Source organism: Lysinibacillus sp. FSL L8-0126 (genome assembly GCF_038630385.1).
Lineage (GTDB): Bacteria > Bacillota > Bacilli > Bacillales_A > Planococcaceae > Lysinibacillus > Lysinibacillus fusiformis_D.
In genome coordinates this window covers 3,619,044-3,638,174 of sequence record NZ_CP152028.1, presented here as the reverse complement: position 1 = coordinate 3,638,174, position 19,131 = coordinate 3,619,044, and the positions used below count along the sequence as shown (strand labels likewise).

Here is a 19,131-nt window from a genome sequence, read left to right as displayed (position 1 = left end):
AGAGCTGTGCAGTGGTCTTCTAGAAGACAATTGCACAGCTTTTCTATTATTGTAATATCTCACTCACTGTAACAAATTCATAGCCTTGTTTCTGTAAATAAAGAATGACATTTTCTAAACCATTCGCTGTCGTTTGATGAATATCATGCATTAAAATGATACTGCCATCTTTTACAGAGGCTTTCACATACGCTAAAATTTTATCCGCATTATGATGTTTCCAATCTAGTGTATCAATCGACCATAAAATCGAAGGGATCGTCATGAACGAGCGCACTTGATCATTTGTCGCCCCATACGGTGGACGGAAAACGGTTGGGTATTGGCCAATGGCTGTATAAATCGCATTACTTGTGCCATTGACTTCTTGTTTAACCTCCGCTATGGATAAAGCCGTTAATTTTTTGTGATTCAAGGTATGGTTGCCAATTTCATGCCCAGTCTCATAGACTTGCTTGACGATAGCAGCATTTCTTGACACATTTTTCCCTACCATAAAGAATGTAGCCTTCGCATCGTATTTATTTAAAGTCGCCAATATTTGCGGTGTTACCTTGGCGTTAGGCCCATCATCAAATGTTAAAGCTACACGTTTTTTAGCACCCTTCACTACTGGCACACCTTTATTATACACTTTATTATCGGTTAGCTGAATATTGGCTAGCTCAGAAGCTTTGACATACCCTTTTTGGTCGCCCGCTTCTACATAGGCCCAGCCTGCAAGCGTTATGTAATACTGGACAGCTGTATTATTGGCAAGTGTACCAAGAACTTCTCCATGCGGGCTAGCAGTTAAACGTAATTCAGCACCAGCCACAGCGTTGATTCGTTTCTTCGTTGGAACAGGTTTTTTTAAAGCATTTGTTGCCACATATCCTATATCCTGCCCATATTGGACGAAAGACCAGCCTCCAGGTGCTGTGCCATACACATAAATCATGCGTCCTTCATAAAGCGATCCTGCCTGCTGTGCATTTTGGCTTGGCGCAGTAAATAGCGTCGCACCACCCTTTTGAATGACTAAATAGCCGACAGACTTCAACTTGACTAAAACATCAGATGGCACAAAGCCTGCCTGCTCTGGCGTTTGAATATGTGTCCACCCTTTGCTTGCTTGCGTCACTGTGACAAAGTGTCCCTTCGCCAATTCCCCCATCTCATTGCTAGTTTTGGAAGGCTTTTCATAAATGACCGTATCCTTCATCACTTTTTGAATCACTACTGGCCCTTCAGCACTTGCTGACAATTGCCCAGCAAATAAACACATCATCAATGTCAACACGATTGCATAGGATAAAAATTTTGTCATTGTTCTTCACCGTCCTTAGATGTCTTCCCATGTCGTTTGCTAAAAAAATGCTAAGAATTAACTATCATTATAGAGTAACCATTCAGACCAGAAAATAGTAGTAATCGACTAGATTCCATCTTCCAAGACCCTTCACATCTGTATAATATTAACCTTACTACATTTCTCCTTCCCTTTTTTCTATAAAACTATGCGTAGATTATGATAATGACATGTTGAGCCCTCCTTTTTGTGGAGTGATTGAGTGGCTCGCTCCTATTTTGGAGCGAATTCCCCAGAGCTTCCCCAACCATGAGGGCATCTTCCCCGCATCAATAAGCAAAGGGCTACAAAAAGTAATCGTTTTGCTTGATCCAGGAGAGACTTCCCTCAAAAATGGATTATCTAGCACCATCGCAAAACAAGAAATGTCTTCCTTTCAAATAAGACGTTGGAAACGATGAAAAAGTTGAGATGTTTTCATCTTTTTTCCACTTACAGGGCATCATAGGCAGTTAAAGCATCTTCGATATGAGGGGGTGGCGTCCAAACATAGGTCGGGGCATTGGTTGTAATGAAAAGAAATGATTTTCCTTCTTTTTCGATAATGGACGCCAGACAGAGCCCTGCTTCTGGTGTATATCCTGTTTTCCCTCCTAGTATGGGGCCATCTACACTAGGCACTTTTGTAAACAACGAGTTTGTGATAATTAATTCATTAGGCACATGGGTTGTATAGCTTTTCGAGGTAAATATTTGATAAAAGATAGGGTTTTCTAACGCATAGCGTAGAAGCTTACTGATATCCCGCACGCTAGATACATGTGCCTCATCATGTAGGCCACTGGTATTAACAAAATATGTATCATGCATGCCTAATTCCTGCGCCTTGTTATTCATCAAAGCGACGAATTTGTCCTCACTGCCTGCGATAGTATCTGCAAGAGTTCCTGTTGCATCGGCACCTGAGGCAAGGAGTGTGCCATATAATAAATCCTCCATTGTAACAAAGTCTCCTGCTTGAAAGCCTGCCATCGAAGCATTTTGGGCCGTATAGTTGGCAATCGTTTGAGGTTCTACAATTGTTTGTCTTTGTAAATCCTCTGTCATCTCTATGGCAACGATGGCTGTCATAATCTTGGTTAAGGAAGCTGGATAAATAATAGCATCTGCATCTTTTTCGTATAATACTTCGCCTTGTTCATTGAGCAATAAAGCATTATGACTATGTAATGATGGCAGTTCTAGCTGAGCGCGTTCATATATTTTGTTTGTATAATAAAATAAGAAAACCACGATACAAATACAACAACATAACATCCATTTTTTCATAAAAAAACGCCTCCTACACATTATAATAGGTGGCATTTCTGAATATTCCTTGAGAACAATGTGATGAACTCAAATATCTTTATATGTACTAATCATCTTCGATATTAGAACAAATTCTTGAGATTTCTTTATTGGTTGACTTGAATAATACATCTTGAGTGCCTTTTTTTATTAAGTCCTGCATAGACACCCTGTAAAATTCGCCCAGTCAGACCATGCGAGACAATAATCACTTTTGGGAATTGTTGAATCCCGTCAAGCCAAGATGTTAGTCTGCGCACAACAGTCTCATAACTTTCTCCATCCGGTGCACGAAAATACCAATTAAAGGCATCCGTGTTCGTTAACGATAGCGTATATTTTGTATTATATTACCATATCAAGCATAACTCATTAACTTTTATTGTTTTTATGGACATTTATATGATTATTTACTGTAACATGAATCGTTATTATCCGTGGTAAAATACAAGCACACACTAAAATAATGGCAAACCATTTTTTCATTCGTCTACTCCTTATCTTAAAAAGTGTTATCAAATAGCTTTTCTGATAGGCCCTGTAAAATATCTTGCTCCTCAAAAGTCATCAATTCTTCTTTCGAGATTGTTGCCTGTTGAATCAATCGGTTTGATTGGATCGTCACCAATTTTTCAAACAGGTTTCGAATATAGCGACCATTCGAGAAATTAGGAATTGTTTCAATTGGCATTTGGCGTAGCTGCACTTTCATATGTTGGGCAAATGCTTCTCCGAATTGATAATCATTCGTTTGACAAAGCATAGCAAAAATAGCAAAGAGTTCATCGGTGCTAAAATTATCGAACTGGACAAAATGATTAAAGCGAGATTTAAAGCCTGGATTAGCTTGTAAAAACTCCTCCATAAGCTCTGTATACCCAGCAACGATAATTACTAAGTCATCACGTAGATCCTCCATTGCTTTTAATAAACTGTCAATCGCTTCCTTACCAAATGCATCCTGTTTATCATGAATTAATGAGTAGGCTTCATCAATAAAGAGAACCCCACCCTTTGCTTTGTTAACAACTTCCTGAACCTTAAGTGCTGTTTGCCCTACATATCCAGCGACCAATCCTGCGCGATCTGTTTCAACAAAATGTCCGCTTGATAACACGCCAAGATGCTTGTAGATTTGGCCAATAATGCGTGCCACTGTTGTTTTACCTGTCCCTGGATTGCCTGAGAAAACAAGATGATACGTAATTGGAAAGCTTGTTAATCCATGATCGACACGCAGGCTTTGGATTTTAATGAAGTTTATTAAATTATGTAATTCTTTTTTTGCGTTCGGCAATCCTACAAGACTGTCCAATTGCTTTTGTAGTTTAGTAATCTCCTGTTCGATTTCAGGTGTAATGCGCAATCGTTCATCATTGATAAATTCACCACTGTAAATGATTTTGCCATCTTCATTAAAATAATCGCCTCGTCCATGTTTTTTGCCATGAACCAATTCCCCTCTATAGGAAGCCTGTCCATTGGCATAATAAAGCGTTCCATGCCCTGTCATCTTATCTTCTTTAAACTGTCCTTCCGCTTCCAGCATACCCTGCCTAGAAAAAACTTTCCCTTTGCCATGTTTCAGATCTTCAAAGAAATGACCCTCATAGTGGCATGTTGTGACACCACGGGCAAGCTCTTCAGCCGTTGGTGATTCTGTCGGATAATAGAGCTTACCAGCCCCTTGCATATGATGCCAAATAAAATCACCCTCATATTGTAAAAACCCATTTGGATAATATTGCTTGCCTTTTCCTTTTTTCATGCCATGTACAAAATCACCCTCATACTGTGGCTGATTTAAATGAGGATATTGTGCTCGCAATGCTTGATAAGGAGCCGTCACATCCTCTTCATAATATAAGATGCCATAGCCATCCATTAAATCATTGCGAAAATGACCCTCATAATGCTTATGGCCATCCTTATATAAAATGCCGTGACCCTGTTTTTTATTTTGAATGAATTCTCCCTGATAAATAAGTTGCCCTTTTAAATACATGATGCCATTGCCTTGCTTCATATGATTGACGAATTCCCCCTCGAATAAGAGCTCGCCATCTTGATCAAAAAGCATGCCTTTCCCATCATAGATATCATGGCCAAAATCATTTTTTTTGACGCCGCCTCGATACATAATTGTTCTATCTGGATAAAATAGTTCTTTTTCTGCATAATTATATGTCATTTTATTGCCTTCCTTTATCATTTCAGTATATGCTCAATTATAGCGTGGAAAAGAATACATATGTGCGAATTTTTAGAATTTAAGGAGACGAGTATGAAAAAAAGATACAAACTACTTCTAGGCATTTTACTACCATTACTTATTCTGTATATCTCAACGATGCTACTAACAAGGGACACCGATTTTACAACAGAGGTAACAGAGCGTCTCGATTTGAAGGAAATTCATGAAATTGAAGTCATTCGTTCTTCGGATGAAAAAACGATCATGCTTACAAATAAAGCAGAAATCGACCAAATAATGCAGCCATTAGAAGACCTGCCATTAAAAAAAGTATGGTTTGCTAAATCCGATTTTAAAGAAGCTTATTGGCTGACGTTATCGATCAATGATGACAGGGAAATCGGTTTACGTATAGATGATAATCACCATTTATTCGTTTATTTATATGAAGAAAATTATATGAAAGATTACAAGCTCAATCATGATGTCGATTTGACATTCATTGAACAACTTTTTCAGTAATAGTAAAACCCGTGCTTAAAATTGCGCGGGTTTTTAAATACAATGATAATTTTGCTGCATTGCCTGTATAGTTTCTATCATCTCTTCTCTCAGCTCGATTGGCTCCAATATCTCTAGATCTGCTCCCTGACTTAAAAACCACCTATTGATGTCGTGTCCAAACACGTTTGCTTCAAATAAGTAGGCATGATCATTTTGCGATACGAGCTTGGCTGTCGGAAATCGATTGAAAACAGTTTGGGGGTACTTTCCTCTATAGAGAAATCGTATAGGCTCACTAACATCAATCAATGGCTGATCCTTGTGGAGCTCACCTATTTGAAATGTTTTATCCTGTTCACGAAGATGCTGAATACGATCCATTCGGTAAACAGTTGGACTATCTTGATTATCTGCTAGAACATAAAAATAGGGTGCTGAAAAGATCACAGCTAGAGGCTTCACCATCTTTTCGGTGGAGATACTTTCTCCCTCAGCTACATAATCAATTGTCATGACCTTGTTCTTTTGAATGGCTTCTGAAATGCTCCAAATGAATGGTACTAAGGATTGGTTATGTTGTACATCTACCTCTACCGATTTTTCCTTTAATAGTATTTGAGCATCCTGATTTGCTGCCACAATAGAAATAAGCTTCTCCAACAGTTCATTCATCTCAGTCTTACTAAATGCTCTTGATTGAATTAGTATTTTAATAATAACTAATACTTGTTCTTTAGATAAACGATTATGATCTGTTTGTATTAGTTTATATACTTTTTCTGTACGGACATATTGTAAGCGGCAATTGAGTTTAGCCTTTCTCAGATATGTACGAATTTCGTCGATATCCCGTTGTATGGTTTTTTCACCAACCTGATGTGTCAATGCTTCCTGCTTCTTGTTGATTCCTTGGCCATCCATCAATCGATCAAATATCGAAAGAACACGATAGCCTTTGCTTTGTTGTGAATCTACCATATATCCCACTCTTTCTTCTATCATGCCCAACAGATTCTAAGTTGGGCATCATTAACCTTTACTACCATAACCATTATACCTTATCTGTATAATAGGTATTATACGCATCTTATAATAAAACATCATTAAAGCAGTACAATAGACTGTATTTCTAACATAATTAACTAAAATTTTACAATAAATTCGATAAACGCAGCATTTTTGCAATAAAATAAAGTAAAGCCATTGATTTCCGCTACAGGCGCAGTCAAGCTATTTCCCTCCGCTTCGCTTTCACACAGAAAACGTCCTCTCAGTCCAGAATCTCAACTTCCGCTTCTCCCGCAGGAGTCAGCGCTCTTCATTCCATCAGCTTCTACATAAAGAACTCCAACTACATATGTTGATGAAAAGCAAGCGTTTGAGGTGACCAAGCCTACCAAAATGTACAGAAAGTAAGAACTCATTCAACTTCCTATTTGGGGATTCTATGTGAAGGAAGCTGAACATTTACGATAGTTCAATAACATCAAACAAATCAAAGAAACCATTAAGCATGGTTTTACGGATGCGATGGGTAACTTTAAGAAGTCTAAAAAAATGTTCATGCACGCGCTCTTTTGGTAATAGTTTACCAAATATTGAATATGAAAGAGAGAAAAAAATGACAAAAGCCATCGAGAGCATATCAAACTTCTCGATGGCTTCTATCCCCCAGTCTGAAACTGTTATTTAAATCTCACAGCCGTTCCATATACCAACACTTCTGATGTGCCATCCATTACAGATGAAGTCGCATAACGGACACCTACAATGGCATCTGCTCCCATTTGTTGGGCTTCCTCTATCATTGCCTGTGTGGCGATTTCGCGAGAACGCACAAGCATCTCAGCATACTCTTTCATCTCGCCACCCACAATATTACGAAGACCAGCTATCATGTCTCGACCGATGTTTCTTGATTGAACAGAATTTCCTCGCACTAGTCCTAAAGTGTCGATAATGTCTTTTCCTGCTATCACGTCTGATGTAGCTAACAGCATGATTATGCCTCCTCGTTGTTCAATTTTTGTACGGCTTCCACAGCCTCTTCAATGGAAGACGTTATAACGCCATTACGTTTAATTAACCCCACAACAAATAGATTACGGTAAACGAACTGATTCTCTAGCCCATCTCGGATTAGCGCCTCTATTTTTTGCATATTGTCTCGTCCTTGCTGACGAACATCTGTCAGTACACCAATAATAGGACGATTCAGCATAGAGAACGCACCAATTTCAGCGGCCACACCTGAATCAATTTCAACCCCATCCAATACAGCTATCAATACATCACTATTTTGCAGCATTTCTAAATCTGCTTGAGCAATGGCTAAGCTATCTGCATAGGCTGATTTATCATTGATAGCATCGTTTTCCTGTGGTACGTATAAAGCGATGTCTGGCACGGCCTCCCGAATAGCTGCTGCCAATTGCTCATTGACGAAGCGATCTCCTAAAGAAAATAATCCGTTTGCTAAATATGCTTTCATGTTTAAAACTCCTTAATCGAATGTTTTTTCAAATATAATTTTATGTCTTCCTTTTTCATCAAGAAATGTTGAAACGATATCAAAGCCATGTTTGAGATTGGTAATGAGCATGGCTTTGCGTGTATTTCTACCATATGTACGAACTTTTTGAAATCCTACTTCCTGAATAGCCGCATGCTGCGCCTTCATTAATTGACTAGCAATACCTCGCTCCCGCATTGTCACATGAACACCACCCAACCAACTATAAAAAACACCATCTGGATGTGGATAGCCCAGTTTAAAGCCGAATAGCGCCTCATCTTCAACTGCCAATAAACAAAGAAGACCTTCTTTCTTTTCTAGCTTTTCGACTGGCAGTTTGGCACCGTCAAAGACGTGAGCATGAATTTCCTGTAATGCCTCAAGCCAAGCATAGGGTATGCCTTCAATCGTCAAAATATGCATGTTCATCACCTCTGTCTGTCATTATAACAGTTCTATAGCCTGATGAAAAAGGCGGCCTTCTGCTCCGAAAGCAATCGTTGCTATCACATAAAAGCAACTATTTTAACCATTTTTCACCCATCCTATTTTCGTCATCCGTCAAATTCAGTATACTTGACCCACATAACAAACATACGTAAGGAGGAAGTCTTATTGACATTATTTACTAGTTGGCTAACAAATTCACTACGCCCTTATTTCGGTCTACATATGCTAGAAAATCATTGGGACACACATCAAATTCGAGAAGATTACTTTATTTGCTTCGAGGGGGATGTGATTAAAAAAAGAATTTTCGTTAATGAGCATAGCTACCAGGAAGCTGATGTGGACATTTTAACACGTAATCGTGAAATGATTGTCCCACAAACCGCACGTGGAAAGGAAAAGAAATTAAATTACACAACGATTTCTGCCGTGAAAGCAACAGGTGTTATTTTTTCTGCTGGTCTAGGCAATGAACACCAGCCATCAAGCTATATTACAGCTCGCAATGCAAAAACATATTATCAGCTTCCGCTTACAGGTTTTGAGCATTTAACGACTAAGTCGGCGATCATGGATTGGCTACTGCAATTTCCGACTCAGCTTCCTACAGATTACGCAGACAAGCTAAAAAAGCTGACAAAGATGAAAAGTTTACGTTATAAGGCTATACCAGGCGATATTTTTCGTGTAGAGATTGATCTATTCGTCAACGGCTATGTGCTGGTTATTGGCGATTTACGGCAAATGCAAAAAGATCAGTTATTTGCAGAAGATAGTATTTGGCATAATGTGATGACTATGCCTTTATTTATTCGTCCCTATCTGTTGACCACGACAGAGCGTTTGCCTTCTCTTGAGGAAATTACCGCTGCTCCATTAGCTTCCCAAACACAAATCGTCATGGACGACAATTTTATGAGGGGCTGCTATGAAAAGCTTGGTCATAAAACGTTAACAGAAGACGATATTTTATTCCCTCTAGGTTACGGACAGACTCTCCACTATGGGAAGGAGCCTCGTTACCGTCTTTCATGGGGCACAGGAACGATTAGCAAGCCAGCATCTATCACTACATTTCAAACAGGCAATCGTTTTACAAACCACGGTGTCTCTGCAGGCGTTGCAACTGATTGGTTGAAATCAGAGGAAGAAAATGTATCTAGATCACTGGCTCATCCGTACTATCATAAAGAACATCAACAGGCATTCGCTGAATTTGGCTTACCAGCAGATATTACTTATGATGAATTTAATCGTCAAACTGGCGGATTAACGCGTCATGAATATCTTCATTATCTCCATAAATCCGAAAATCGCTCACACAAAAAATAGAGGGAGTATCGTCAGGCTCCCTCTTGTCATTTTGTCGATGGTTGATTTCGCCCAATTATGACTTATAATATAAAGATATCATCAACCACTCCATCACTAGAGGTGCATTTTGTATGTATTTTGGCATTATTCCACTCATTCTTTTTGTCATTTTTCTCATTTCTTATTTAAAAGACCCAAGAAAAATGATCAATGGACTATTATTTAATCTATTTATTTGTTCTTTTCTGTTATTCTGCGTCATCGCATCTTTAGCATCTGACCATTACTTTTTAAGGCTCATTGTTATTATCCCTTTTATTGCCCTATTTATCTTGATTCCTTTTGGCATTCTTGCCTTAATGTTTGGTTTATTTTTAAATGCGAGAGTATTGATGAAGCGAGAAGGTCGACGTTTGGCCAATTCTTTAACATTACTGGTCGCCATAGGCATATTGCTATTTATCCTCTTACCGATTATCTATCCAGCGAGTGTGTTTTCAATCCACCTCCAACCGATCTTTGGTGGGATCTCGCTGATCACGTTTTATTTCTTTATCCATTTATCTAATTTTTTGTCCGCCTATTTTCTTTATCAATTCAATCGACCAAAGCTGAATCAAGATTTTATCATCGTGCTAGGAAGTGGCTTGATCAATGACAAAGTACCGCCGCTGTTAGCTAGTAGAATTCAAAAAGCAATGGATTTCTACCATAAGCAAGCGGCTGTTACTACGCCACCAACCATTATTTTCTCTGGTGGACAAGGTCCTGACGAGAATCTACCTGAAGCTGAAGCAATGCAACGATATGCGATTGAAAAAGGCATTCCAATTGAGCATACTTTACAGGAGAACCGCTCTGTCAATACCTATCAAAATATGTTATTTTCTAAACAACTGATGGATGATCGGAAACAAGGTAAGGACTATAACAGTATTTTTACGACGAATAACTTCCACCTATTTCGCGCTGGTATTTATGCAAGACTTGCGGGCTTGAATAGTCAAGGCATAGGATCAAAGACAGCCTTTTATTATTGGCCAAATGCCATGATTCGTGAGTATGTGGCGATTGTTGTGATGGGACGAAAACGACATATGAAAATGATTGGACCTATTGTTGGCATTTCCATCATCTTATCTTTATTTAGTTTTTTCTTTGTATAATGTCTTTCATATGGATTCGCGCACTTTCTATAGGAAGTGTCACGAATCCTTTTATGATTGGTCACACCATATAGTTCTTCATTTTTTGCTCAAATACCGTCTCGTAGTAGTATTTATGAGGATAGCTTTGTTCCTGCAGTACCTGATAGAGAATAGATTGACCTTCCTCGTAGCGAATGCCCTCATCACAATTGTCAAATAGTTTCCGAGATAACTGTCTTACTAGACAAACATCCTTCGCTGCCACCCTCCAACCAAATCGAATTAAATCCTGCTGATCTAGTGGATCACGATAAGTATCAAGTACAATACAGGCATGCGGCAGATGCTTATTAGCAAATACTAAAACATGCCCTGTATGAATGGACTGATCAAAAAAACGTTCGTAAATTTCTTTTATTGGCACTTGGATATTAAGCACATCCATAATGGCTTGCAACGTTGGCTGAGGAATATAATGATCATTTTCCTCATCTGGATAGTCAAGCAATTCCATGATGGAAGCCATTATCCAAAAATCATAGGTCACTTCCAATGACCTCCCTTTTTTATTGCTGCAAACAGCTGATTTCTTGTTCAATCCTTTGTATCAGATAGGCTAGATTCGACTGCCATTCCAGCCAACTCTCGGACTCTCTCCATAGTTCTGTCATTTCTCTCCCTCCATGCTGATCAGGCTTTTCATCTTGAATGTCCTTTAGATACTGTAAAATAAATGTCAAAGAGTCTTCATTTGCTGTCCAGTGCACTTGTACATTCTTACTTTCGTAACCATAGATTTGACCTGTATCAAGATATTGGCAATAAAGCTCTGCCAGTGCCATAGCGCTAATATCGTAGAAAAAATCGATATCCTCAAAGTTGTCTCCAAAAAAGCCTTTATTTTTCATCATCTGGACAATGCTCCACAAGGTAATCTGACTCGATTCTTTGTGATGCTTCATAAAATCTTGTAAAAAGCCCACTACATCTAAACCTTCGTCACTTTCCAATGCTTTGTATCCCCATGCACCCATTTCCCTACACTTCTCCCTTCATCTATCTAATTAAAGCTTTTCGCAACCATTTGTATTTAAAATTAGCACACCATCAGCGCACATTACTAGGGGGCGTCTCCCAATGAACATGTCAACAGCAAACGATCAAATTAGAAGCATGCTAGAGCTCGTTCCATATGGTTGCGCTATCAGGATTGTCTAACAGAATATTGTCTTATGAGTTGGCGTAGCTAGTCCAAATTTACAGATAGGAGCCAAAGTAAAACTGCATCTTATCTTGCGAATAGCCATCTTGTCCTCTCCAGGTAGCCATTGACATAAAATCCGTTCCACGTCCACGCTCCTTGCGATAATCATCCTGTGATACTAGTAAACCAGCATAGCCCCAGATTTCCATCACAGCATCTCGTTCATATTGATTGGACTTAAATACATCCTTCCAGCGCTTCTCAAGCTGTCTAGCTGCATCCGTCTCATTACAGGATTCTATTGCCGCTATCATCTGTTTTACTATCATTATATCTTCCTCACACACCGTAAACGTCTCTTGTTCTTTCACTAAACATTCTAAATCTAGCAAACAATATAAGAGCCAATTGAGACGAACACCTCCCCACTTCATTCGTTCAAAATTAAGCACATTTAAATCTTCATTTACATATTCTTCATTTGACATGATTTTCTGCTCATTACAGTACCCACAGCCACTATAGGATACTAATGTAACAGGTCGCTCATGATACGTGTGGATTAGTAGGTCATGGGTAAGAGCCCAGCTGGATAAGGCACTGCGCAAATATACTTTACGCGTCGATAAGCTATGCAAAAATGCTGTCACCACAAGCTCCTTTGTTACACCTTCTTCATGAAGATGTCGTAACCTCTGTACACATTCATCATGAGTAATGGTTAATCGGTCAAACATCAAGCCCTTACTTTTGGCATACTGAAAATCTTCTTCTGTATAAGTATATCCGCCTGACCGCCATCTACCTGATTGCCAATAGGTTTGCATTAAAATTTTTTTTGCTTTCTGATCCATTGCACATTCCTCACTATCTATCACAGAATTTCAACTTTTCCTGTAGTATTTCTGCCATCTCTTTCCATGGTCGTTTCCAATAGGAGCTCGCTAGTTCTTCTTCTGTTTGTTCTAGCCAATACTCGCCTTCCATCAGTTCAAACATGTCCATCATGGTTATAGGTGCACATACTGGATTGGCTAACGCTGCAAGCATGGGCTCTGGTCCATCATCCCAATTATAGCCATTCACAATGGCATGCAAAATGACAGCTGATGACACCTTACTTATTTCATGGCACATTGTATCAAGGGATTCCTCATATAAAATGGACTCCACTTGCAGCTGTTCTGCTGCCTGCAAGGTCAGTCGAATGGCTCCAGGTGTATCCAGCAATAAATCCGCAATCCCTCTATGGTCTCTTGCTGCATACCAAGCTGTAGCGGTAATCCCCTCAGGCGCCTGTAAATCTACACCCTCAGCAAGTAGTAATGAAAGTACCTCTGCTTGCTTAAATTTTACAGCCTTTTTAAGCGCCGTATCACCTAGCTTATCCCGTACCTCTAAATCAATATTTTGTGCCAATAGCAGCTTGATTGCTTCAAGTGGCATTCGATTTGTTAGGAAAAGCATTAACGGCGTTCTCCCACGTACATCCCGCTCATTGACATCCAGCTTGCTTACCGCCTCTCGCACGCGCTCAATATCCTTAGTTTTACACACCTTCGCCCATTCCATTTAACTGCCCTCCTTTCATAAATCCATCCATTGCAATAATTTCTGCAGCTCATTTTTCATCGGTGCTTCTTCTTGCTTTAGACGTTGTGCGATCTTCTTGGAACTACCAAATATTCGATATAAAATAAATGCACGCTGGTAGTCTTCTTTTTTCTCCAGTTCTTGCACAAGTGCCGTAAGTAAGTCTAACCCCTTGATGTCCGTGCCCTTTAATGGCTTAGCCGATTCACTCCCACCTAATAGAATAGCTACGAACACAGGCATCACCTCCACTGCTAGGCCATGTACCTCCTGAAAAGCCTCGGCATAAGCATCCTGCACAGATTGATGCTCTGTATCCACTAGTGCCATATAATGTTCAACGAGCGGGAAATAAGCCTTACTATAAAGACCTAAACCAAAGACCGCATAGGTGCCAGGCATCGCTGATTTTTCGCTCGGCTCGACATCCTGATACCATGCAAATTCCTCCATAGCAATCTGTGCATAATTCGCTACTAACGGAAAAAGGCTAGGATATTCAAGGCAATTGGCAAAAAACTGATGGAGCTTTGACTTGGCTAACTTTTTAACAGGAAGGTAATTTTTCACTTTACTCTTGAAGGTTAGCTTATAGCCCTTTGGAAAACCTTCCTGCAACAGTTGAATGATATAATGAAGCGCTTCACGATAAGCCGCTTCCTCTTCAACTATTACTCGTATATCAATTGTCTGTAAAACATCATTTGCTTGCCCTTGGAACATCTCACGCTTCCGCATACTTTCAAAACGACCGCTTCCTTTTTGCAAATAATCAACAGCTTGCTGTGAGCCCAGCTGTTTGGCAAGCTCAAGATACTCTAAACGGGTAGCTGGCTCTTTTTGACCAATTTTCAATGCTACATAAAGAAAGAAATTTAGCCTTTCCTGCTCCAGTTGCTGTACCATATCCTCAGTTTTCAGCACCCACTCTTGGATATAATCCCCTGTTTGTTCAAAATAGTACGGTAAAAATTGTTTCTCTGCCCAGTGCTTAAACGCCATTGTATAATAATGAATCCATTGGTCTAGACGCTCTTTATTGGCACGATGTTTTACTTCTAGTTGACGAATAAGTGGTTCGATTTCACTGGCTGACTGATGAAAAAAATGTGGATTGACTAAATACTGTGCAAAGAAAAATTCATCATGATCACTTGGTCGTATAGGTAGCTCAGCCATTACCTTTGTTTCAATAAATGTGGCCAGCTGCTCTTTCACTAACGCTAGCTTATGATCATGGAGAAGCTTTTTCTGATAGCTAAGCATCGTCCCGTCATGCTCAAATTCAAGGACTACTTGAAAATGGTAATCAAAAAATCGGAAACCATATTGCTCGGATTGAAACAACGTCTCCATTTTTGTACAGAGAGCCGAAAAAAGCTCCTCTATCTGATTTACTTTGGTAAACTCCTGTATGTATGGACCTGCTTCTACCCTATAGGCACTATCACTCCAACTAAATGGCTCATAGACATCAATAAAGATATTGCCATTAGGACTTTTCCCTTTTTTCCAGGCAACTTTTAAATAATGAAAGACACCTGCTTGTAATTTACTTTGTTCTTTTAAGTCCATTATCCGTTTACTTTCTTGTTGATAAGCAGCTGTGAGTTGTTCCCACACAGCTGCTAGAAAATGTTCTACACACTGTTGCAATGTCTCACCCTCCCTTTCTACTTTTAGAGAAAAATCTCCCGCTAAAAAGCCTTAGCGAGAGATCAATCTTATCCGATTGTTTTCACAACCGCTCCTTCTTGATTTTTAATATGTGTTTTCAAAATTTGAAAGCTTACACCTGCTAAAGAAGACACAGTGAATTGGCTTTCTTGTGGCACTAGCTTTTGACTTAATTCTTCTACCGCTGCCCTGTTCAATGAAATGGTAATTTCCTGTCCATCCTCACGATAGCCAACTTGGGAATCCGCTTTAAATTGGATTGTTATTTGTTGTCCGACTAAGCTTAGGTTTTTATCTTTTAAAATACGCCCACGTAGTAATTTACTAATGACCTCTGCCTGTTTCGCCCCGAGTTGAATAACATTGGACTGTTTGTTAAACCAACCTTTTTTCCCAATCTCCCAAGCGAGCTGGTCTACAAAAAGAAAACCCGTATTGGAGCCATCTTCCTCCATTCCGTGCTCAACTGCTGCGACAACTTCTTGATTTTGCAGGAGAGAATTACGTGTTAAATCCGTAATATAGCTTGGTATTTGCTCAATACCAGCCTCTAGCACCCCAAGTGTATTCCACGTCTGCATCGCTTCTAGCTCGTCCTCTGAAATACCAACCATTTGAATAAACTCCATTTTTCCATTTGGTGTATTTATTTCAGCAAGCTGTGGATCATATGTGAAGGCGAGTGCGGTTAATTGCGTGTCAGCATCAAGACAGATGGGTCCATTTGCATCTAAATAATCCCCTGCTCTAAAAACATTGCCACTATTAAAGACATATCTGCCCATATTTTGCAGTAAATTTAAAGCCCAAGCAGGTGGCTCCTCTTCATTCTCGTTGCGTACTAAGCGAAATGTCAGCTCAAATCCATACCCACTATATTCTTGATTGTCAAATTCTTTTTCATATAATTCCGAGAAACCATATGTAACAAAATGCCAATGCGGAATCGGGGTTTCACTTTTATAGGCACTTATCCCATCTAAAGGATCTTGTCCTCCTAGCGAGTAGGGAATCATGGTTCCGTAATGCATTGGCTCCTGCTCACTATACACCTGTCTTAATGCCTGATCAATCGCATCCCAACCAACTGCTGTTAGTTCTTCACTCATCTATATATCCTCCTTGCTGATGATTCAATCGTTACACATACGTACCTAATATTTATGATAGCAATTTTATGGTAGTACTTTAACAGGAATAGGACTTATTTTCAGCTTTCCAGCAATTAGGTGTATGGTCATCCTATATGAGGTAAATATTACTAATAAAAAATCAGCAGGCAATCTTCTATTTTACGAAAAAATAAAATGGAAGATTGCCTACCTGATTCAATATATTGATATTAATACGTAATGAAAGGCATTTATAGATTGGAGTATGTCTTCGTTAGCCATACAGCATAACTGGCTCACGAGTAGCTTGTAAATAGTCTGCTAGTTTTCCAGCAAACACTTTTTCTAAATATGGTAATTGTGCTAGGCAATGAGGCGTCATTAATGCTGGATTTTGATAGATTTTTAGACCACCCACTTTTAATAGCGTCGCTACAAATTGGGAACAAAAATAAGCACGCTCACGTCTCACTTCCTTTTGCATCACCACACCAAAAAGACCGATAAAATTATATTTATAGCGATCCCGATTCCAATACATATAGCGCACAATTTTCATCATCTCTAAATATTGATAATGGGATATCCGACAACGATAAATGACACAATCGGCAGACTCAAATAGGCCTCTTTCTGCATCCTCTCGTAAAAAGCCCCCACTTAACGGATTGTTTAATTGCCTTCGACCAAAGCTATACATCTCAGACAGCCCCTCATCAAAGGCTATGGATGCATGATTCATCTCTTTGCCCGTATACATGCCTATCGCTTTCGATAGTAATGTCCCTGTTTTAGTTAATACTATGTAAATCGTATGTGCCATATCTTCACCTACTCCAATATTCTCTCTCCTACTACCAATACGTTTTAAATCTTCAAATGGTTTCGTGAATTTCCTTTTTTTAATAAGTATACACAACGAATCTTAAATATTTCCTTAGTAGAACCTGAAGTTTTTCTTAAGATTTAGTTTTATGGGGGTGTATTTAGAATTGAATAGGTACGTTGAAATCAAGATTTCTATGATTTTTTTACTACCTTTATTTATATGAATTTAATTGTATTCTTATGTGGGGTATATTTGGAATCCGGAGACTTAATGCGGTTGCGATTTCCTCTAAGTCAAGTTCATCTCCCTTACATAGAATGTTCGTTCGCACATACGATAGAATAAGTATTAGCAAGATAAAATTTATGGAATTAATTAAACCAGGTACTCAATTTAACGAGAACCTGGTTTTTTAATATTTTCATATTTAAATTTAAAATACATATGTAGAATAACAGAAATTATTAATCCTGCTCCGTAAACTATGTAATTGAATGTAGATGATAATGAAAAGATTTTTGAAACTATAAAAAAAACTACAAAATATAGTAATATAAAAATTGAAGCTATTTGCCTACCAGTACTCATAAAAATCACTTCCTAAAATTAATATCGTTCAAATTTCTAAATTAAAATTGAAATTTTTTTTCGTAAAATGACTATTCTTATCTTTTCCATAGTCAATTTTATAGATTTTGTATAAAACGGCTTTTGAATCTATTATTTTATTTTGATGAATCAGTTGAAAGGTCCAGGTACCTTCTAATAAATTAGGCGTAATTTTTAATCCTGCATAATAAATTCGTTCACCATTTTTTTATTCCTCATTAAGCACTCACAGTCCACAAAATACAATTTTCCTTCTGGGTTAATTATTTGAAAAATAACCGCAGAGTCCTCGGTTATATTTTTTAAGTTTGCCGTATAACAAATTGCTGAATCTAAGTTTGAAAATACTTTTGTTTTATTTACTACTTCAAAAGTGTTATTATTCAAATCTTTTCCTGTACTCGAATTGTTTACAACCACTTTATTTATTGGCTGGGTTAATAAGTCTTCAATATACGAAAAATTCATCTCATCAATAACATGAATACGATAGCAGTTAGGATCACAAACCCAAAATTGATCATTAATAATAAAAGAAAAGTATTCAACCTTACTTAATATTGAATTTTGGTATGTAGGAATTAACCAAAGTAGACCATTTTCACTAACTAATTCTAAAGTCACTCAGATGCAGTGAACCATAAAGTTGAACTATAACTACAATGAATTTCTTCATTTTATTTTAGTTGACTGCACTACATCCAAGTTTCACTAGGCATAGCTACGGTCAAATCGCTAATATCAACCTTATTATTAACTGATTAACTATTAAATAACCTCGTTAAATACACCTGTTGACATAAATAAAAATAAAATATAAAATTGAAATTGTTAACCAGTTAACTAAAATAAAATAAGGCTAGGTGACACAAATGGAGAAAAAAAATGATGTTATAGAAGCTTTGCAACGATTAATTACAGAAAGAGAATCGGCTGACAGAAGAAGAAAAGGAATGAAAGTCAGTCAGGAGGAAGCAATTGTTTCAGATTGGACATTGACACAATTACACATTGTTGCAGCAATTAAAGAGAAAGGAAAGGCGAATAACATCACACTCTCAGAAACTTTAAATGTTTCGAAACCAGCGATTACAAAAGCAGTAAAAAAGCTATTAGAGCATAATATCCTTGAAAAAATGCAGCAAGAAGATAATAAAAAGGAAGTATATTATATGCTAACAAAATCAGGGGAGATGCTTGCGCTTATCCACCATCAATTACATGAGCAGGCAAAAAATCGTTACTTAAGTATCCTTAATGATTTTAACACTTCGGAATTAGAGACAATTATTCGATTTTTAAACGCTATTACCGAAAACATGAAGTCACATTAAAGCTGTA

Annotated in this window: 19 protein-coding genes and 1 pseudogene; 4 read left to right on the top strand and 16 right to left on the bottom strand. The window is 38.2% G+C overall.

Annotation, left to right across the window (positions count from 1 at the left end):
* Positions 1-46 precede the first annotated feature (46 nt).
* From MHI34_RS17575 to MHI34_RS17560, 4 genes and pseudogenes are all read right to left on the bottom strand, one after another.
* On the bottom strand, positions 47-1,309 hold the full coding sequence (locus tag MHI34_RS17575; protein WP_342503720.1) for a polysaccharide deacetylase family protein: 1,263 nt from the start codon (positions 1,307-1,309) through the stop codon (positions 47-49).
* A gap of 474 nt (positions 1,310-1,783) precedes the next feature.
* Positions 1,784-2,620, bottom strand: coding sequence for a D-alanyl-D-alanine carboxypeptidase (locus MHI34_RS17570; protein ID WP_342503719.1), 837 nt, complete (start codon positions 2,618-2,620; stop codon positions 1,784-1,786).
* A gap of 128 nt (positions 2,621-2,748) precedes the next feature.
* A pseudogene (locus MHI34_RS17565) lies at positions 2,749-2,910 on the bottom strand (histidine phosphatase family protein); the annotation flags it as partial.
* A 233-nt stretch (positions 2,911-3,143) separates the two neighbouring features.
* Entirely contained in the window at positions 3,144-4,832 is a 1,689-nt protein-coding gene (locus tag MHI34_RS17560) for an AAA family ATPase (RefSeq protein ID WP_342503718.1), read from the bottom strand.
* Between the two features lie 93 nt (positions 4,833-4,925).
* Here MHI34_RS17560 and MHI34_RS17555 point away from each other — a divergent pair, with 93 nt between their 5' ends.
* Positions 4,926-5,357 (top strand): hypothetical protein, encoded by a 432-nt coding sequence (locus tag MHI34_RS17555; protein ID WP_342503717.1) that lies wholly within the window; start codon positions 4,926-4,928, stop codon positions 5,355-5,357.
* A gap of 33 nt (positions 5,358-5,390) precedes the next feature.
* Here MHI34_RS17555 and MHI34_RS17550 read toward each other — a convergent pair whose 3' ends face one another.
* The 4 genes from MHI34_RS17550 to MHI34_RS17535 form a co-directional block, all read right to left on the bottom strand.
* Positions 5,391-6,317: a WYL domain-containing protein gene (locus MHI34_RS17550; RefSeq protein WP_342503716.1), complete on the bottom strand. Its 927-nt coding sequence runs from the start codon at positions 6,315-6,317 to the stop codon at positions 5,391-5,393.
* Positions 6,318-7,024: 707 nt separating this feature from the next.
* Positions 7,025-7,339: a YbjQ family protein gene (locus tag MHI34_RS17545; protein WP_036117142.1), complete on the bottom strand. Its 315-nt coding sequence runs from the start codon at positions 7,337-7,339 to the stop codon at positions 7,025-7,027.
* Between the two features lie 2 nt (positions 7,340-7,341).
* Positions 7,342-7,830: a nucleoside 2-deoxyribosyltransferase gene (locus MHI34_RS17540; protein WP_058843648.1), complete on the bottom strand. Its 489-nt coding sequence runs from the start codon at positions 7,828-7,830 to the stop codon at positions 7,342-7,344.
* Between the two features lie 12 nt (positions 7,831-7,842).
* Positions 7,843-8,277: a GNAT family N-acetyltransferase gene (locus MHI34_RS17535; RefSeq protein ID WP_342503715.1), complete on the bottom strand. Its 435-nt coding sequence runs from the start codon at positions 8,275-8,277 to the stop codon at positions 7,843-7,845.
* Between the two features lie 192 nt (positions 8,278-8,469).
* Here MHI34_RS17535 and MHI34_RS17530 point away from each other — a divergent pair, with 192 nt between their 5' ends.
* Together MHI34_RS17530 and MHI34_RS17525 are read left to right on the top strand one after the other, a co-directional pair.
* Positions 8,470-9,636, top strand: a complete 1,167-nt coding sequence (locus MHI34_RS17530; RefSeq protein WP_342503714.1) for an immunity 26/phosphotriesterase HocA family protein — start codon at positions 8,470-8,472, stop codon at positions 9,634-9,636.
* A 113-nt stretch (positions 9,637-9,749) separates the two neighbouring features.
* Positions 9,750-10,784, top strand: a complete 1,035-nt coding sequence (locus MHI34_RS17525; protein WP_089932684.1) for a YdcF family protein — start codon at positions 9,750-9,752, stop codon at positions 10,782-10,784.
* A 61-nt stretch (positions 10,785-10,845) separates the two neighbouring features.
* Here MHI34_RS17525 and MHI34_RS17520 read toward each other — a convergent pair whose 3' ends face one another.
* From MHI34_RS17520 to MHI34_RS17485, 8 genes are all read right to left on the bottom strand, one after another.
* The gene (locus MHI34_RS17520; RefSeq protein WP_089932681.1) at positions 10,846-11,313 is read right to left on the bottom strand and encodes a hypothetical protein; all 468 of its coding nucleotides are present in this window, start codon (positions 11,311-11,313) and stop codon (positions 10,846-10,848) included.
* Positions 11,314-11,332: 19 nt separating this feature from the next.
* Entirely contained in the window at positions 11,333-11,800 is a 468-nt protein-coding gene (locus MHI34_RS17515; protein ID WP_036116920.1) for a DUF4259 domain-containing protein, read from the bottom strand.
* A 223-nt stretch (positions 11,801-12,023) separates the two neighbouring features.
* The gene (locus MHI34_RS17510) at positions 12,024-12,824 is read right to left on the bottom strand and encodes a hypothetical protein (protein WP_036116923.1); all 801 of its coding nucleotides are present in this window, start codon (positions 12,822-12,824) and stop codon (positions 12,024-12,026) included.
* 13 nt (positions 12,825-12,837) lie between these two features.
* Positions 12,838-13,542 (bottom strand): DUF4274 domain-containing protein, encoded by a 705-nt coding sequence (locus MHI34_RS17505; RefSeq protein WP_036116926.1) that lies wholly within the window; start codon positions 13,540-13,542, stop codon positions 12,838-12,840.
* Between the two features lie 15 nt (positions 13,543-13,557).
* A complete protein-coding gene (locus MHI34_RS17500) occupies positions 13,558-15,219 on the bottom strand; it encodes a DUF6138 family protein (RefSeq protein ID WP_342503713.1) in 1,662 nt (553 codons plus the stop codon).
* Positions 15,220-15,287: 68 nt separating this feature from the next.
* Positions 15,288-16,349, bottom strand: a complete 1,062-nt coding sequence (locus tag MHI34_RS17495) for a suppressor of fused domain protein (protein WP_036116930.1) — start codon at positions 16,347-16,349, stop codon at positions 15,288-15,290.
* Positions 16,350-16,626: 277 nt separating this feature from the next.
* Complete coding sequence (locus MHI34_RS17490) at positions 16,627-17,175, bottom strand: hypothetical protein (protein ID WP_036116978.1); 549 nt, start codon at positions 17,173-17,175, stop codon at positions 16,627-16,629.
* Positions 17,176-17,964: 789 nt separating this feature from the next.
* Positions 17,965-18,414 (bottom strand): hypothetical protein, encoded by a 450-nt coding sequence (locus MHI34_RS17485; RefSeq protein ID WP_342503712.1) that lies wholly within the window; start codon positions 18,412-18,414, stop codon positions 17,965-17,967.
* A gap of 248 nt (positions 18,415-18,662) precedes the next feature.
* Here MHI34_RS17485 and MHI34_RS17480 point away from each other — a divergent pair, with 248 nt between their 5' ends.
* Positions 18,663-19,124 (top strand): MarR family transcriptional regulator, encoded by a 462-nt coding sequence (locus MHI34_RS17480; protein WP_058843643.1) that lies wholly within the window; start codon positions 18,663-18,665, stop codon positions 19,122-19,124.
* The last annotated feature ends 7 nt before the right edge of the window (positions 19,125-19,131 follow it).

What these genes read in the sequence shown, in the direction of transcription:
- MHI34_RS17555 (WP_342503717.1), top strand. Translation starts at nt 4,926, where the DNA reads ATGAAAAAAAGATACAAACTACTTCTAGGCATTTTACTACCATTACTT.
- MHI34_RS17495 (WP_036116930.1), bottom strand. Translation starts at nt 16,349, where the DNA reads ATGAGTGAAGAACTAACAGCAGTTGGTTGGGATGCGATTGATCAGGCA.
- MHI34_RS17560 (WP_342503718.1), bottom strand. Translation starts at nt 4,832, where the DNA reads ATGACATATAATTATGCAGAAAAAGAACTATTTTATCCAGATAGAACA.
- MHI34_RS17490 (WP_036116978.1), bottom strand. Translation starts at nt 17,175, where the DNA reads ATGGCACATACGATTTACATAGTATTAACTAAAACAGGGACATTACTA.
- MHI34_RS17510 (WP_036116923.1), bottom strand. Translation starts at nt 12,824, where the DNA reads ATGGATCAGAAAGCAAAAAAAATTTTAATGCAAACCTATTGGCAATCA.
- MHI34_RS17545 (WP_036117142.1), bottom strand. Translation starts at nt 7,339, where the DNA reads ATGCTGTTAGCTACATCAGACGTGATAGCAGGAAAAGACATTATCGAC.
- MHI34_RS17535 (WP_342503715.1), bottom strand. Translation starts at nt 8,277, where the DNA reads ATGCATATTTTGACGATTGAAGGCATACCCTATGCTTGGCTTGAGGCA.
- MHI34_RS17515 (WP_036116920.1), bottom strand. Translation starts at nt 11,800, where the DNA reads ATGGGTGCATGGGGATACAAAGCATTGGAAAGTGACGAAGGTTTAGAT.
- MHI34_RS17575 (WP_342503720.1), bottom strand. Translation starts at nt 1,309, where the DNA reads ATGACAAAATTTTTATCCTATGCAATCGTGTTGACATTGATGATGTGT.
- MHI34_RS17480 (WP_058843643.1), top strand. Translation starts at nt 18,663, where the DNA reads ATGGAGAAAAAAAATGATGTTATAGAAGCTTTGCAACGATTAATTACA.
- MHI34_RS17550 (WP_342503716.1), bottom strand. Translation starts at nt 6,317, where the DNA reads ATGGTAGATTCACAACAAAGCAAAGGCTATCGTGTTCTTTCGATATTT.
- MHI34_RS17525 (WP_089932684.1), top strand. Translation starts at nt 9,750, where the DNA reads ATGTATTTTGGCATTATTCCACTCATTCTTTTTGTCATTTTTCTCATT.
- MHI34_RS17570 (WP_342503719.1), bottom strand. Translation starts at nt 2,620, where the DNA reads ATGAAAAAATGGATGTTATGTTGTTGTATTTGTATCGTGGTTTTCTTA.
- MHI34_RS17505 (WP_036116926.1), bottom strand. Translation starts at nt 13,542, where the DNA reads ATGGAATGGGCGAAGGTGTGTAAAACTAAGGATATTGAGCGCGTGCGA.
- MHI34_RS17540 (WP_058843648.1), bottom strand. Translation starts at nt 7,830, where the DNA reads ATGAAAGCATATTTAGCAAACGGATTATTTTCTTTAGGAGATCGCTTC.